Source organism: Afipia sp. GW822-FHT03D08, assembly GCF_058801645.1.
In genome coordinates, this window is record NZ_JBXANK010000002.1 from 399,415 (window position 1) to 414,131 (window position 14,717).

The 14,717-nt window shown below is 62.4% G+C and carries 13 protein-coding genes; 3 read left to right on the plus strand and 10 right to left on the minus strand.

The window, feature by feature from the left end:
• Window positions 1-3: 3 nt before the first annotated feature.
• Window positions 4-1,170, minus strand: a complete 1,167-nt coding sequence (locus tag AC1RM7_RS16850; RefSeq protein ID WP_024920698.1) for a M20 aminoacylase family protein — start codon at window positions 1,168-1,170, stop codon at window positions 4-6.
• Between the two features lie 66 nt (window positions 1,171-1,236).
• Complete coding sequence (locus AC1RM7_RS16855) at window positions 1,237-2,367, minus strand: M20/M25/M40 family metallo-hydrolase (RefSeq protein ID WP_024920699.1); 1,131 nt, start codon at window positions 2,365-2,367, stop codon at window positions 1,237-1,239.
• Between the two features lie 202 nt (window positions 2,368-2,569).
• On the opposite strand from AC1RM7_RS16855, the gene AC1RM7_RS16860 reads away from it, so the two are divergent.
• Window positions 2,570-3,448: a DMT family transporter gene (locus tag AC1RM7_RS16860; protein ID WP_192824430.1), complete on the plus strand. Its 879-nt coding sequence runs from the start codon at window positions 2,570-2,572 to the stop codon at window positions 3,446-3,448.
• 94 nt (window positions 3,449-3,542) lie between these two features.
• Here the strand turns inward: AC1RM7_RS16860 and hppD are convergent, their stop codons facing one another.
• On the minus strand, window positions 3,543-4,667 hold the full coding sequence (gene hppD, locus AC1RM7_RS16865) for a 4-hydroxyphenylpyruvate dioxygenase (RefSeq protein ID WP_024920701.1): 1,125 nt from the start codon (window positions 4,665-4,667) through the stop codon (window positions 3,543-3,545).
• A 126-nt stretch (window positions 4,668-4,793) separates the two neighbouring features.
• Between hppD and AC1RM7_RS16870 the strand changes: the two genes are divergently transcribed.
• Window positions 4,794-5,267, plus strand: a complete 474-nt coding sequence (locus AC1RM7_RS16870; protein ID WP_006019607.1) for an Lrp/AsnC family transcriptional regulator — start codon at window positions 4,794-4,796, stop codon at window positions 5,265-5,267.
• 179 nt (window positions 5,268-5,446) lie between these two features.
• Here AC1RM7_RS16870 and fahA read toward each other — a convergent pair whose 3' ends face one another.
• The 6 genes from fahA to AC1RM7_RS16900 all read right to left on the minus strand — a co-directional run bounded on the left by fahA (window position 5,447) and on the right by AC1RM7_RS16900 (window position 11,860).
• Window positions 5,447-6,718 (minus strand): fumarylacetoacetase, encoded by a 1,272-nt coding sequence (fahA, locus tag AC1RM7_RS16875; protein ID WP_024920702.1) that lies wholly within the window; start codon window positions 6,716-6,718, stop codon window positions 5,447-5,449.
• A gap of 12 nt (window positions 6,719-6,730) precedes the next feature.
• Window positions 6,731-7,369 (minus strand): maleylacetoacetate isomerase, encoded by a 639-nt coding sequence (gene maiA, locus AC1RM7_RS16880; protein WP_006019605.1) that lies wholly within the window; start codon window positions 7,367-7,369, stop codon window positions 6,731-6,733.
• Between the two features lie 192 nt (window positions 7,370-7,561).
• Window positions 7,562-8,908 (minus strand): homogentisate 1,2-dioxygenase, encoded by a 1,347-nt coding sequence (gene hmgA / locus AC1RM7_RS16885; protein ID WP_024920704.1) that lies wholly within the window; start codon window positions 8,906-8,908, stop codon window positions 7,562-7,564.
• A gap of 153 nt (window positions 8,909-9,061) precedes the next feature.
• Window positions 9,062-10,015 (minus strand): MBL fold metallo-hydrolase, encoded by a 954-nt coding sequence (locus AC1RM7_RS16890; protein WP_024920705.1) that lies wholly within the window; start codon window positions 10,013-10,015, stop codon window positions 9,062-9,064.
• A complete protein-coding gene (locus AC1RM7_RS16895) occupies window positions 10,012-10,242 on the minus strand; it encodes a DUF2783 domain-containing protein (RefSeq protein ID WP_024920706.1) in 231 nt (76 codons plus the stop codon). The genes AC1RM7_RS16890 and AC1RM7_RS16895 overlap by 4 nt, the downstream gene beginning before the upstream one ends.
• 7 nt (window positions 10,243-10,249) lie before the next feature.
• The gene (locus AC1RM7_RS16900; protein WP_024920707.1) at window positions 10,250-11,860 is read right to left on the minus strand and encodes an FAD-dependent oxidoreductase; all 1,611 of its coding nucleotides are present in this window, start codon (window positions 11,858-11,860) and stop codon (window positions 10,250-10,252) included.
• A 162-nt stretch (window positions 11,861-12,022) separates the two neighbouring features.
• Between AC1RM7_RS16900 and AC1RM7_RS16905 the strand changes: the two genes are divergently transcribed.
• The gene (locus tag AC1RM7_RS16905; protein ID WP_024920708.1) at window positions 12,023-12,502 is read left to right on the plus strand and encodes a MarR family winged helix-turn-helix transcriptional regulator; all 480 of its coding nucleotides are present in this window, start codon (window positions 12,023-12,025) and stop codon (window positions 12,500-12,502) included.
• A 116-nt stretch (window positions 12,503-12,618) separates the two neighbouring features.
• Here the strand turns inward: AC1RM7_RS16905 and AC1RM7_RS16910 are convergent, their stop codons facing one another.
• Window positions 12,619-14,667 carry a methyl-accepting chemotaxis protein gene (locus AC1RM7_RS16910; RefSeq protein ID WP_006019599.1) on the minus strand — a complete coding sequence of 683 codons (2,049 nt, stop codon included), beginning with the start codon at window positions 14,665-14,667 and terminating at the stop codon, window positions 12,619-12,621.
• Window positions 14,668-14,717: the final 50 nt, after the last annotated feature.

Here is a 14,717-nt window from a genome sequence, read left to right on the forward strand (position 1 = left end):
TGCTCACGCCACCAGCGGCATCCGCTGCTCGATGATGCGCGAGAACAGGCTCGCGCCGACAGGCAGAATGCCGTCGTCCAGAATAAAGCCCGGATTGTGCAGCGGCACCGATCCCTCGTGGCCGAGCCAAAAATAGGCGCCCGGCACCTTGAGCAGCATGTCGGCGAAATCCTCGCTGCCCATTTTCGGCGTCGGCGTCGTCAGCACGTTGTTGTTGCCGACAACGTCCCGCGCCACGTCGGCGACGAAATGCGCCTGCTCCTCGTGGTTGATCAGCACCGAGAAGATATCGCGGATCTCGACCTTGATCTCGACCTGAAACGCCGTCGCCATGCCGGCCGCAATCGTGCGCATCCGATCGCGGATCTGTTCGCGCACCTTTTCGGAAAACGTGCGCACGGTGCCGGCCAGCGTCGCCTCGCCCGGGATGACGTTATAGGCCGAACCGGAATGAATCTGCGTAATCGACAGCACCGCGGATTTAAGCGGATCGACATTGCGGCTGACGATGGTCTGCAGCGCCTGCCCCAGCGTCATCGCAATCACCACGGGATCGCGTGACATTTCCGGCATCGCGCCGTGGCTGCCGTAGCCGGTGATGGTGATGTCGAAGAAATCCGCGCAGGCCATGCTCGGCCCCGGAAAGATCGCGACCTGACCCGGATTGAGCTGCGGCGCGTTGTGCAGCCCATAGACCTCATCGAGCGGAAACTTCTCGAACAGGCCGTCCTTGATCATCGCGCGGGCGCCGCCGAGCCCTTCCTCAGCGGGCTGAAAGATGAAAGCCACCGTGCCGTCGAAATTGCGCGTCTCGGCGAGATAGCGCGCGGTGCCGAGCAGAATGGTGGTGTGGCCGTCATGGCCGCAGCCATGGAAGCGATCGGGAATCGTCGAGCGCCAGCTCAGGTTGGTCTTCTCTTCCATCGGCAGCGCGTCCATGTCCGCGCGCAGGCCGATCCGCTTCGTGCCGTTGCCCTTGCCTTTCAGGAGACCGACGACACCGGTGCCGCCGAGGCCGCGATGCACCTCGATGCCCCAGCCGGCGAGCTTTTCCGCAACGATGCCCGATGTGCGATGTTCCTCGAAACCAATTTCGGGATGGGCATGAAGGTCGCGGCGGATGGCAATGAGTTCGTCAGTATAGCTTTCGATCAGCACAATATTGGGCATGCGGCGTTATCCCGTTTCGTATGGTGACTATGACAAGGCCCGATCGCGCGGCCTCATCTTGGCAAATCATTGCAGGCTGGCCAAGAGACCGGCCATCAACCTTCCGCGCTCAACCAGGCTATCGACTTCGATATGCTCGTTCAGCGTGTGGTAATCGCCACCGCGCAATCCGAGACCGTCAAGGGTCGGCAGACCCATCGCCCCGGTGAAGTTTCCATCCGAGCCTCCGCCCGAACTGCCCTGGATCAGATCGAGGCCGATTTTCGCACCGACCGCACGTGCCTGTTCATACAGCGCCATGGTGCCGGCACTCGGTTCCCAGACCGGCCGCGTCACGCCGCGCGTGACCCTGAATGTGACGTCGTTCGCCGTGCCGTTCAGCGCCAGCATCCGCTCAACGCCGCGGTCGAGATCGGCCTGACGTTTCGCCATGCTCAGCGCTTCGCCGCGGCAGGATGAGGCCACGCAATTCACCCACTGCCCGCCATGAACGACGCCGACGCTGAAGGTGCAGTCGTCGCCGGTCATGCCGTCGATGGCGAGGATCTGCCGCGCCATCTCACGGATCGCGGATCGCCCGGCGGCGAGCGTCGCGCCCGCGTGGCTCGGCTTGCCTTCCGCTTCCAGATTGAACCGGGCAATCGCGTAGCGGCCGGTGATGACGCCGGCATTCTTGAACGCCGGCTCCGGCACCAGCACGTACTTGTTGCGCGCGGCTTCCGCCTCGATGATGTCGCGTGTGGACGGCGTTCCGACTTCCTCGTCCGGCGTGAACAGCACCGTCACCGGCAATGGCGTCGCGACCGAGGCTTTCGCGAGTTGCCGGATCGCTTCGAGCGCGGCGTAGTTGCCGCCCTTCATGTCGAGAATGCCCGGCCCGTAGCATTTGCTGCCCTCGCGCCGCCACGGCAGCTTTGTTAGCGTCCCGATCGGGTGAACAGTGTCCATGTGTCCGGCGATCAGGATGCCGGGCTGGCCCTGTTTGGGATGCGGAAATCGCGCACGGATGCAGCCGCCAAAGCCCTGCCTTCCGGCAATGTACTCGATCGTGGCGCCGCCGATCGCCATGTCGCGCGCCGCAAGTTCAAGCATGCGGTTGACCGCTTCAGCATCCCAGGTCGGGCTCTCGCATTCAATCCACGGGCGCAGGCCCGTCAGCATGGTCTCGGTATCGAACGGCAATGAGGCGGGATCGATCAAGGCGTGTCCTCTCGTGTTGCTTGTTTTACGGCAGGAACTGGCGCCCCGCTCGCTCCGATGCTCGCAGGTTCGGTACCCGATTCACAATGCAAACTTGACGGGCCTGCTGCGAGTTTCGCGATATTGCAGGCTGAAAACAGATTGCGTAAGCAGGCCGTCGATCAAGTGGGGAGCTAGCAACAATGATTTGCGGTGCAGCATGGGGGCGCAAGTGACGCAATCGGTCATTGCGATGCAGCCCTCCAACGCGAAGGCCGCCGGCTGGATGGCCGGCTGGCTGACCCTGATGCTGGTGCTGCTGGTCGCCGGGCGCGAAGCCACCCGTGAACTCGACGTGTTCCAGATCATGGAAATGCGGTCGGTCATCGGCCTTCTGATGCTCTATCCGCTGATCCACGCCAACGGCGGCTTCGCGCGCATGAAAACCTTGCGGCCGCTTACGCATATCGTCCGCAACATCGTCCACTATGCCGCGCAGTATGGCTGGTTTCTGGCGCTGACGCTGATCCCGCTGGCGCAGGTGGTCGCCATCGAATTCACCATGCCGATCTGGACCGCGCTGCTCGCCGTGAGTTTCATCGGTGAGCGCCTGAACGTCTGGAAAGTGCTGGCGATCGTGCTGGGGCTGATCGGCGTGATCGTCATCGTGCAGCCCGGCGTCGCGCAGATCAGCCCGGGTCAGTTGATCATGGTGCTGGCCGCGATGGGTTTCGGCGCGGCCATCGTCATGGTGAAGTCCCTTACCCGCACCGATACGGTCCTCGTGATTATCTTCTGGATGCTGGTGATCCAGTCGGCCATCGGGCTGATCCCGGCGGTCTACACCTGGCACTGGCCATCGGCTCACATCTGGCCGTGGATCCTCGTGATCGCGTTCTGCGGAACGTATTCGCACTACTGCTTCGCGCAGGCGATGCGTTATGCCGACGCCACGGTCGTCGTGCCGATGGACTTTTTGCGCGTGCCACTCTCGGCGACGCTCGGCTGGCTGCTCTATTCCGAGCGGCTCGACGCCGCGACCGTGATCGGCGCAGCGCTGATCCTCACCGGCAATTTGCTCAACCTGAAGCGGTCGTAGACGAGCCCTCTTGTCATTGCGAGGAGCGAAAGCGACGAAGCAATCCACTCTTCAATGGATTGCTTCGCTTCGCTCGCAATGACGTCGGAAATGTTTAAGCCGCGCTCTTCTTGTCCACCGACAGCACGCCGCGCCGGATCTGGTCTTCTTCAATCGACTCGAACAGCGCCTTGAAGTTGCCTTCGCCGAAACCGTCGTCGCCCTTGCGCTGGATAAACTCGAAGAAGATCGGGCCGATCGCGTTGGCCGAGAAGATTTGCAGCAGCACCTTGGTGTGGCCGCCATCGACCACGCCCTCGCCGTCGATCAGGATGCCGTTCTTCCGAAGGCGCACAACGTCCTCGCCATGCTTCGGCAGGCGCGTGTCGATCTTCTCGAAATAGGTATCCGGCGGCGGCGGCATGAACGGCAGGCCATCCGCGCGCAGCTTTTCGATGGTGTGATAGATGTCCTTCACGCCGCAGGCAATGTGCTGGATGCCCTCGCCGCGATAGGTGTTGAGATATTCCTCGATCTGGCCGGAATCGCCTGCATCCTCGTTGATCGGAATCCGGATCTTACCGTCCGGGCTGGTCAGCGCGCGCGAAAGGAGACCGGAGGCCCTGCCCTCGATGTCGAAGAAGCGAATCTGCCGGAAATTGAACAGCTTTTCATAGAAGCCGGTCCAGACGTCCATGCGGCCGCGATGCACGTTGTGGGTCAGGTGGTCGATGTAGAACAGCCCTGCGCCATCGGGATGAATGTCCTTCAGCCCGAGCCAGTCGAACTCGGTGTCGTAAGCCGACCCCTTCGCGCCATAGCGATCGACAAAGTACAACAGACTGCCGCCGATGCCCTTGATCGCGGGCACGTCCAGCGCCTTGCGGGATGACGTCTCATCAGCGGGCTCCGCACCAAGCGACAGCGCGCGTTCATAGGCCCGCTTTGCATCCACCACACGGAACGCCATCGACGGCGCGCACGGGCCATGCATGGCGACGAAATCGTATCCATGAGTGCCGGGCTGCTCGTTGACGAGATAGTTCACGTCGCCCTGGCGATAGACTGTGATCGCCTTGGTCTTGTGACGGGCGACCGCGGTGAAGCCCATCAGGCGGAACAACGCGTGCAGCTTTTCCGGCTCGGGATGCGCATACTCGACGAACTCGAAGCCGTCGGTGCCCATCGGGTTCTGCTCGGAAATGACGGCGGTCGGCGCATCGTGCGGAAACGGACCCATGGCGATCTCCCCTGATTCTTCTGTCAGGAGTGCATCGTGCGCCGCTTTTGATGCAACAGGCGTGCAAAATAGGGCGCCATATGCCAATATCATGCACATATCGTGCATCTTTGAAGGTTTTTGCGCATGACTTCGCTGGACGGTTTCGACCTCAAAATCCTCGCCGCGCTCCAGGACGACGGCCGCCTGACCAATCAGCAACTCGCCGACCTCGCGGGCCTGTCGGCGTCGCAATGCTCGCGCCGCCGCACGCGGCTGGAAGACGAGAAAGTGATCGCCGGTTATCACGCCGACCTTGCCAGCGAGGCGCTCGGCTTCAACGTGCTGGCCTTCATCCAGATCACGCTGGCGACGCACTCGCCGAACAACGCCAAGCGGTTTCGCGACCTGATGCGGCGGGTCGATGAAATTCAGGAAGCCTATTCGCTGACCGGCGATGCGGATTACCTGCTGAAGGTGGTGCTGAGCGATCTCAAGAGCCTGTCCGACATCGTCAACAACGTCCTGATGCCGCACGAGAGCGTCGCGCATGTGCGCTCGTCCATCGTGCTGGACCGGCTCAAAACCACGCGGAAGCTGCCGTTGAAGAAACTGGGTTAAAAGGCAGGACGTTCCACATCTGCGATCGGCCCCCTCTCCCGTGGGGAGAGGGTTGGGGTGAGGGCGTAGAATCCATCGAGAGAGCGTACCCCCTCACCCGCCGCGCTTAGCGCGTCGACCTCTCCCCCTGGGAGAGGTATAGACACGCTGCCGATAACGCCCTTGCAAACACCCCTGTATCAAACCGACGGCAAAATCGTCCCCTCGACCTCGCCAAAACCGATGCGATAGCCGTCGCCCTGACACCAGCCGCGCATCGTGAGCGAGTCGCCGTCCTCGAGGAACGAGCGCTGCACGCCGTTGCCGAGATCGAGCGGCTCGGTGCCGCCCCAGCTCAGCTCCAGCATGCTACCCCGTTCGCTTTTCTCAGGGCCGCTGATCGTGCCGGAGCCCAGCAGATCGCCGACATTCATCGCGCAGCCGCTTGACGCATGATGCACAAGCTGCTGCACCGAGGACCAGTACATGTATTTGAAGTTGGTGCGGCAGATACCCGCCGCCTCCTTCATCGTCTCGGTCTTGAGATCGACGGCAAGCTGAACGTCGTAATTCTGCGCGCCCTTCTGCTGCAGATACGGCAGCGGCGCCGGGTCCTGCGCCGGACCGTTGACACGGAACGGCTCCAGCGCCTCGCGCGTCACCACCCACGGGCTGATCGAGGTGCCGAACGCCTTGGCCTGAAACGGACCGAGCGGCACATATTCCCATGCCTGTATGTCGCGCGCGCTCCAGTCGTTGAGCAGCGTGAAGCCGAAGATCATCTCCTCGGCCTCCTGCTCGGTCAGCATCTCGCCCATGGCGGACGCCTGCCCGATCACGACACCCATTTCGAGTTCGAAGTCGAGCCGCTTGCAGGGACCGAAGGTCGGCGCGTCCGCCGTCGGCGGCTTGAGCTGTCCGCGCGGGCGGCGGATCGGCGTGCCGCTGACCACCACGGTCGATGCGCGGCCGTTGTAGCCGATGGGCATCGACAGCCAGTTCGGCATCAGGGCGTTGTCCTTGCCGCGGAACATGATGCCCACATTGGTGGCGTGTTCCTTCGACGAATAGAAATCGGTGAAACCCTGCACGGCGATCGGCATGTGCATGTCCGCGAAATTCTGCGGAACCAGCGCACGCTTGCACAGATCCGCATTGTCGCGCAGTTCCGGATTGTCATGCCGCAGCAGTTCGCTGATCCGCGCGCGGGTCCTGCGCCAGACCTTCGGGCCGAGCGCCATGAAGGCATTGAGCGATGGCTTGGCGAAAACATTCGCTGCGCCATCAATGCGCAGCAAGCCCGCCGCTTCCAGCACCGCCAGGTCGAGAACAAAATGGCCGATCGCCACGCCGACCCGAAGGTCCGGCTGTTCCGGCGTGAAAAACACACCATACGGCAGGTTCTGGATCGGAAAATCCGACAACGGATCGACATCAATGAAAGAGCGCAGCTTGGGATCGTTCGGGTGCATCGTATCCATCCGTTATTCTGCGTCGGGCTGGCGGCCCGGCTCGGCGGCGGCGAAGGCATCGAGTTTCGCGGCGGCGGCATCCAGCGCCACGATACGCTTGTAGGGCGCAAGGTCCACGCCGAAGCGCCGCGCGTTGAACACCTGCGGCACGAGGCAGATATCCGCCAGCGTCGGCTTGTCACCGAGCGCAAACGGTCCCGGCAGATGCGCCAGCCGCGCTTCCACGGCATCAAAGCCGGTCTCGATCCAGTGCTTCGACCACGCCCCGCGCGTCGCCTCATCGACACCCATGTCGATCAGCCGGTTAAGCACGCGCAGATTGCCGATGGGATGAATATCGGCGGCGACCACCAGCGCGATCTCGCGCGCGATCGCCCTTCCCTTCGCATCCGGCGGCAGCAGCGGCGGCTGCGGATGCGTCTCGTCGAGATATTCGATGATCGCAATCGACTGCGCCAGTTCGAGATCGTCATCGATCCAGTACGGCACGAGGCCCGCCGGATTGATCTTGCGGTAGGCCGGCTGCGTCTGCTCGCCCTTGCGCAGATGGACGAAGCGATGATCCGCGCTCAGTCCTTTCAGGTTGAGCGCGATGCGCACGCGATAGGCCGCGGTCGAACGAAAGTAGCCGTACAGAACAGCGTCAGTCATATTGGTGTTCCGAATTCGATTTCAGCGATCTGCCCACCTCTCCCGTGGGGAGAGGTGGGATCGCGCAAGCGATCCGGGTGAGGGCGTAGAATCTCTCGATGAATCTAGATCCCCTCACCCCAACCCTCTCCCCACAGGGGAGAGGGAGTGACATTGCTGCCGTTTCAATACCGCTCATCAATTCAACGACGCTCAAGGCTTCGACGGGTCGAAGCGACGCTCCAGCCCCTGCCAGCAATCGGCGTAATCATCCTGCAGCGCGCTCGTGGTCGCAGCAAACTGCGTGACGCGCTGCGGAAACCGCGTCTCGAACATGAAGGCCATGGTGCCGGTCAGCTTCACGGGCTTCAGTTCGCCATTGCTGGCGTGATCGAACGCCTCGCGGTCCGGGCCATGCGGCAGCATCATGTTGTGCAGGCTGATGCCGCCCGGCACGAAGCCATGCGGCTTGGCGTCATAGGCGCCGTAGAGCAGCCCCATGAACTCGGACATGATGTTCATGTGATACCACGGCGGACGGAAGGTGTTCTCCGCCACCATCCAGCGTTCCGGGAAGATCACGAAGTCGATATTCGCGGTGCCCGCCGTTTCCGACGGCGAGGTCAGTACGGTGAAGATCGACGGATCGGGATGATCGAAGCCGATGGCGCCGATCGGCGAGAACGTGCGCAGGTCATATTTATACGGCGCGTAGTTGCCGTGCCACGCCACCACGTCGATGGGCGAGTACGGCAGCCTGGTCACGAACAGCGAACCGCCCCACTTTACATAAAGCTCGGTCGGCGTTTCCTTGTCCTCATAGGCCGCCACCGGCGTCAGGAAGTCGCGCGAGTTGGCGAGACAATTGGCGCCGATCGGTCCGCGCTCCGGCAGCGTGAATGCGCCGCCATAGTTCTCGCAGAGATAGCCGCGCGCCGGACCGCCCGGAATTTCAACGCGGAACTTGACGCCGCGCGGGATCACCGCGATCTCGCCGGGTTCGATGTCGATGATGCCGAACTCGGTGACGAGGCGAAGGTTGCCGTCCTGCGGAACGAACATCAGTTCGCCGTCGGCATTGTAGAAATTCTGGTCCACCATCGATTTGGTGATGAGATAGATGTGCGCCGCCATGCCCGCCTGGGTATTGGCATCGCCCGCCGTGGTCATGGTGTAGACACCTTGGAGAAAGGTCTGCTCCTCCTTCGGCATCGGCAGCGGGTCCCAGCGCAACTGCGCGATCGGCATGTCGTATTCAGTGCACGGTGCGGTGCGCCAGTATTTCGCGTCGACCTTGGTGAAGCGGCCCGAGTGCTTCACCGACGGGCGGATGCGATACAGCCAGGAGCGCTCGTTGGTGCCGCGCGGCGCAGTGAATGGCGATCCTGACAACTGCTCGGCATAAAGCCCGTAAGCGCAATTCTGCGGCGAGTTACGCCCGATCGGCAGCGCGCCGGGCAGCGCTTCGGTCTCGAAGCTGTTGCCGAAACCGGACATATAGCCCGGCGTGACGCCATGCGAGCCATGACTCATAACCTTGGGTGCAGTGTTGATGTTCATCTCACTCTCCATCAGCGCGAGATTCAAGTTCCTGAAAACGTCATTGCGAGCGAAGCGAAGCAATCCACTCTTTCTATATCGCTCTATGGATTGCTTCGTCGCTCTCGCTCCTCGCAATGACGGACCTACTTCTCTAGATACATTCGCCCTGCATCATCCTTGCAAAGCAGCCCACATTTCTCGGTCGCGCTTGTCGGTCCAGATCACCGGATCGTCGATCCCGGATGCTTCGTCGAACGCGCGGGACACGTTGAATGGCAGGCAGTGTTCATAGATCGCGAAGCTCGAGAATTTCGGGTCCATCACCTCGCGGGTGGCCGCCATGGTTTCCTTAAGGGTACGCCCCTTCGCCACCGACAGTTCCGCCGCGCCGTACAGCGAGCTGACGAAGTCGCGGGTCATGGCGATAGCCTCGTTCACGGTCGCAGCGCCCTTCAGGGCATCGCCACGGCCCGGCGCGACCGCCTTGGGATTGAACTCGCGGATTTCGTTCAGGGTCAGCGGCCATTCGCGCAGCAACGCGTCGCCGCAATAGCAGGCCGAGTGATATTCGATCAGATCTCCGGAACACATCACCTGCGCATCGGGCACCCAGGCGACAATGTCGCCGGAGGTATGGCCCGCACCGAGATGCATCAGTTGCACCTCGCGCTTGCCGAGATAAAGCGTCATGCCGGTGTCGAAGGTGATGGTCGGCCAGGTCAGGCCGGGAATGCTTTCGGCGTCGCGGAACAGGCGCGGAAACCGGCCATATTCGGAATCCCAGTCCTGCTTGCCGCGCTCCACGATCAGCCGCTGGGTTTCGGACGAGGCAACGATGCCCTGTGCCTTGTAGGCCGACGCGCCGAGCACACGCACCGCGTGATAATGCGACAGTACCACATACTTGATCGGCTTGTCGGTCACGGTCTTGACGCGCTCGATCACGCTGTTGGCCATCGCCGGCGTTGCCTGCGCATCGAACACGATGCAGCCGTCATCGCCGACAATCACTGCCGAATTGGGATCCCCCTCCGCTGTGAAGGCGTAAATGTCCGGGCCGATCTCGGAGAAGGTGATCTTCTTTTCCGTCATGTCGCCGGTCGAGGCGAAACCCTTTGCGCTCATTTTGCGTCCTTTTCTGAATCGGTTTTTCCGCTTTGGCCAAGTTGCCGCTTCGCCAGCGCGATCGCTTCGCGCAGCACCTCAACATCGCCGATATGGTTGGCCAGAATCAAAACCAGCGCCGTGTCCAGCGATACACTGTCCTCGTCGCGCAGGCCGCGATGGGCTTCCACCACCAGCCGATAGGCGGCGTCGGGATCGGCGAAATTCGATTGTGTCGAGAGTGTCATGCGTAGCTCACGTTTGTGCACTTGCGCGGGCGATGGCGGCCTCGACGGTCTTGCGTGTCGGCTTCCTGAAGCGCGCCGCGACATAACCGTCAGGGCGCAGCAGATAAGCCGCGCCTTCGGATGCATCGTAGCGCTTCGCAAACAGTCCCGACGCATCGCGCAGCGGAGCTGTTTCGCCGATATGGATGGAATGACAGCCCGGTTGATCGCCGCCGTCGCTTCCCGCCTGCAGCAGGACGAAGCCACCCCCGCCTTGTCGGAAGGCCTCGGTGAGATAGACCGGCTCGCCGTTCGCCGCCGCCAGTGGTGCGTCGATCATCTGCGCACCAGGGCGCGGGCCCGCCGCCCAGACGTCGGTGTCCGGCGTCGACAGCGGCGTCTCATACACCGACGGCGTCGAGAGTCGCCCGCCGTTGACCATGCGCTTGGCGAATTCGGCTTCCTTCGCAAGCCGGAGTATCGCTTGCCGCATCCGCCGCTCCTGCGCCGAATGCGGCGCGATGAAATCAGTCGAGCGGGTCGACGCACGGATGTTCTCATCCGCGGCTGCGCTGCGCTCGATCTCGTAACTGTCGAGCAACGTGGCCGACGCATCGCCGCGCAAGATCAGCGACAGCTTCCACGCAACGTTTTCTGCATCCTCAAGTCCGGAATTCGCACCCCGCGCACCGAACGGCGAGACCTGATGTGCCGAGTCGCCGGCGAAGATCACGCGCTCATGCACAAAGCGCTGCATGCGGCGGCACTGGAACTTGTAGATCGAAATCCATTCGAAATCGAAATTGGCATGACCCAGCATGCGCTCGATCCGCGGCCGGACATTTTCCGGCAACCGCTCGACGGCGGGATCGGCATCCGGTCCCAGTTGCAGGTCGATACGCCAGACATCGTCGGGCTGACGATGCAGCAGCGCGGACTGGCCTGAATGGAACGGCGGATCGAACCAGAACCAGCGCTCGGTCGGAAACTCGGCAGTCATCTTGACGTCCGCGATCAGGAACTGATCCTCGAACACTTCTCCGGAAAATTCCGCACCGACAAAGCCGCGCAGCATTGAGCGCGCGCCGTCGCAGGCGACAACGTAATCCGCCTTGAGGTGATAGCGTCCATCGGGCGTATCGATCGCGAGCACAACATGATCGTTGCGCTGGTCGAGGCCGACGACCTTGTTGCGCCAGCGCAGATCGACCTGCGGCAGTTCGCTGGCGCGATCGACGAGAAAGGCTTCGGCGTAATACTGCTGCAGATTGATGAAGGCCGGCATCTTGTGGCCGTCTTCCGGCAACAGGTCGAAGCGGTAGAGCATGTCATCGTTCAGGAAGATCTTGCCGACTTTCCACACGACGCCTTTCTCCACCATCCGTTCGCCGACCCCGAGACGGTCCCACAGTTCCAGCGAACGTTTCGAGAAACAGATCGCGCGCGAACCGTCGCCGATCCGATCGGCGTCATCCAGCAGGACGACACCGTGCCCGCGCTGCGCAAGATCGATCGCCAGCGTCAGGCCGACGGGCCCCGCGCCCACCACCACGACCGGGTGGCGCGCGGCATCCGCCGCCGTCCGGTCCTGATCGGAATGGCGGCGATAGCCGAACTGAATAATCCGTGATACCGGCACGTTTCGTCCCTGCTTGACTGACGGGCCTCTTGATCGAGGCCTCTGACGCGGTGGTTTGCACGTCTGCATTTGACGCTGGCCATCAGGATAGACCAAGGCTATGATCGTTGCAACTGCAACCAACTGGACCGGGCTGGCCCCTGGCCAAAATGGACGTTTTCCTTGACCAAGCTCGATCTTTTCAAATTCGTGCCGTTCCGGCTGAATCGGCTGGCTGCGGAGGTCAGCGCGGAACTCTCCGGCGAGTATAGCGAGCGCTACGGCCTCGATATTCCGGAATGGCGGGTGCTGGCGACGCTCGGTTTCCGCGATGACGCCTGCACGGCGCAATACATCGCCTATTGCACCCGGACGCATAAATCGACCATTAGCCGGGCCGTCGCCCATCTGCTGGATAAGCAGTTGATCGAACGCGTCGAGAACGTGGATGACCGCCGCGAGCTGGCGTTGCAGCTCACCCGCAAGGGACACGCGCTCTATGAGGAGCTTATTCCCCGCCTGCTCCGCAAGGAACAGGACATCCTGTCATGCCTCACGGCGGCGGAGCGAAAGGAGTTCGCAAACGCGCTCGGCAAGATCGAGCAGCAGCTCAATCTCGTGCAGACCGCGAAAGACGCACGCGCCAAAAAGGATGCGTACTAGGAGTAACTCACACAGCCGTCAGCGCCGGGCTTGACGGTTCATCAACACGCAACGGCAGAGGGAGAAAAACCTGCTCCCTCTCCCACGTCAGAACGGGGCGAGGTTGCAGTAAACCATCACGCCGCGCGGATGTTCGCCATGAAGCGATCGAGCTCCTGACGCAGCCGCGTGCTTTCGACCGCCAGCGTCTGGGCCGAATTCAGCACCTCGCCCGACGCCGTGCCGGTTTCGCTCGCGCCGCGGTTGACCTCGGAGATGCCTTCCGCGATCTCCTGCGTGCCGCCGGCGGCGCTCTGGACGTTGCGGGCGATCTCGGTGGTCGCATTGCTCTGCTGCTCGATGGCGGCGGCAATGTTGCCGGCGATCTTCGAGATCTGGCCGATGGTCTGGCCGATTTCCTTGATGGCGAAAACCGATTCCTGCGTCGCGCTCTGCATGCCCGCGATGTGCGATGAAATCTCGTCGGTCGCCTTCGCGGTCTGGCTCGCCAGCGATTTCACCTCGGACGCGACAACGGCAAAGCCGCGTCCCGCCTCGCCGGCCCGTGCCGCCTCGATGGTGGCGTTGAGCGCCAGCAGGTTGGTCTGCTCGGCAATCGCCGTAATCAGCTTGACCACGTCGCCGATTTCCTGTGCCGCGCGCGACAGCTTGGCGATGCGGGCGTCAGTCGCTTCGGCCTGCGACACCGCCGCCGCGGCGATGCGGCTCGATTCCTGGACCTGGCGGCCGATCTCGACAACCGACGCCGAGAGCTCTTCCGTCGCCGCCGCCACCGATTGCACGTTGGAGGATGCTTCCTCGGATGCGCCAGCCACCTTGCCTGACAGCATCTGGGTCGCCTCGACGGTTCGCGTCAGGGTCGTCGCGGACGCTTCAAGCTGGCTGGCCGAGGCCGATACGCTCGACACGATCCCGCCGACCGCGGTTTCAAAATTGTCCGCGAAACGATGAAGCTCGGCGCTGCGCGCGGCGCTGGCGGACTTGCCTTGCTCTTCGCGTTCCGCCGCCTCGCTCTGCGCCTTGGCGACAGCCCGCATCTTGAACTCTTCAACCGCGCCGGCCATCTCGCCGATTTCATCCTTGCGGCCAAGGCCCGGCAGGACGACATCGAAATTGCCACTGGCAAGCTGACGCATCGCATCGCACATGCCGATCATCGGGCGTGAAATTCCCCGGCCCAGCATCCAGGCGAGCAACGCGCCAAACGCGATGCCGCCGCCGCCGAGAATGGTCACGAACTTGCCGGTGCTGTGCGCGGCCTCGGCGGATTCCTTCGCGAGCCGGGTCTGCTGTGCAAGCAAGCCGTCCTTGATGGTCTTCGCTTCCTGCGTCACGCTCGCCGCCGCCTCGTTCATCTTCGTGGACAGCGCTGCGATCTTCGCGGTGTTCTCGACAAACTTGGTGAATGCCGCCTTGTAGGCATCGAGCTCCTGGGTGATCTCCGCAATCTTCGATGTGAGTTTCGCATCGTCGGCGGTCAGTGTGCCGAAACTGTTCTTCAGAAGCTGCATGCGGGCATTGACGCTGTTGGCGACGGCGGCGTCGGGGCGCAGCACGTAGTTGCTGATGTTGGAGGTAATGGACGCGGAGTGGGTCGCCAGTTCCTTGGCGTTCTGCTGGATCGACGTCAGACCCGCTAGGATCGCGGTATCCGCCAGATCGTCGAACTTGTAGCGGATGACGTTGCCCATCCGGAGCAACTGGTTCGACGCGATCGCGGCGTTATCGGTCTTGAGCTTGATGACCTCGCCGAACAGTCCGGCGAACTCGCTGTAGCTGGCCGAAAGATTGAGAACGCTCTTCCGGTTGCCGGCGGTGGCGACCCGGGCAGCGCGTTCGATGGCGGCACCAAGGGCAGTCTCCGCAGCGCGTGCAGCCTCCTCGTCGGCGGGAAGACCGGTCGTCACATAATAACGCGCGAGGAGCTGATAGGCCGCGAGTTCGCGATCGATGTCACGCGCGCTGTCGGTCTCGGCGACAATGCCCTGATAGGACTGGACGCCCTCGGCGATCCGCTCAAAGCCGAAATAGGCGACACCCATGTTGATGGCGGAGATGCCCAGCACGGTGATGAAACCGAGCATGATCTTGGTTCGGAATCGCAGGTTCGAAAGAAAGCTGACGTTGACCTTCTGCTTTGCCGGAGTGCTCTTGAACCAGCCCATTCCCAACCCCCAAAAATTCTTTTTGCATGCCAAACCCGCCGGACAGCCAA

Coding starts and splice junctions, on each gene's coding strand:
- AC1RM7_RS16850 (WP_024920698.1), bottom strand. CDS start 1,170: ATGCCCAATATTGTGCTGATCGAAAGCTATACTGACGAACTCATTGCC.
- AC1RM7_RS16860 (WP_192824430.1), top strand. CDS start 2,570: ATGGGGGCGCAAGTGACGCAATCGGTCATTGCGATGCAGCCCTCCAAC.
- hppD (WP_024920701.1), bottom strand. CDS start 4,667: ATGGGTCCGTTTCCGCACGATGCGCCGACCGCCGTCATTTCCGAGCAG.
- AC1RM7_RS16870 (WP_006019607.1), top strand. CDS start 4,794: ATGACTTCGCTGGACGGTTTCGACCTCAAAATCCTCGCCGCGCTCCAG.
- fahA (WP_024920702.1), bottom strand. CDS start 6,718: ATGCACCCGAACGATCCCAAGCTGCGCTCTTTCATTGATGTCGATCCG.
- maiA (WP_006019605.1), bottom strand. CDS start 7,369: ATGACTGACGCTGTTCTGTACGGCTACTTTCGTTCGACCGCGGCCTAT.
- hmgA (WP_024920704.1), bottom strand. CDS start 8,908: ATGAACATCAACACTGCACCCAAGGTTATGAGTCATGGCTCGCATGGC.
- AC1RM7_RS16890 (WP_024920705.1), bottom strand. CDS start 10,015: ATGAGCGCAAAGGGTTTCGCCTCGACCGGCGACATGACGGAAAAGAAG.
- AC1RM7_RS16895 (WP_024920706.1), bottom strand. CDS start 10,242: ATGACACTCTCGACACAATCGAATTTCGCCGATCCCGACGCCGCCTAT.
- AC1RM7_RS16910 (WP_006019599.1), bottom strand. CDS start 14,667: ATGGGCTGGTTCAAGAGCACTCCGGCAAAGCAGAAGGTCAACGTCAGC.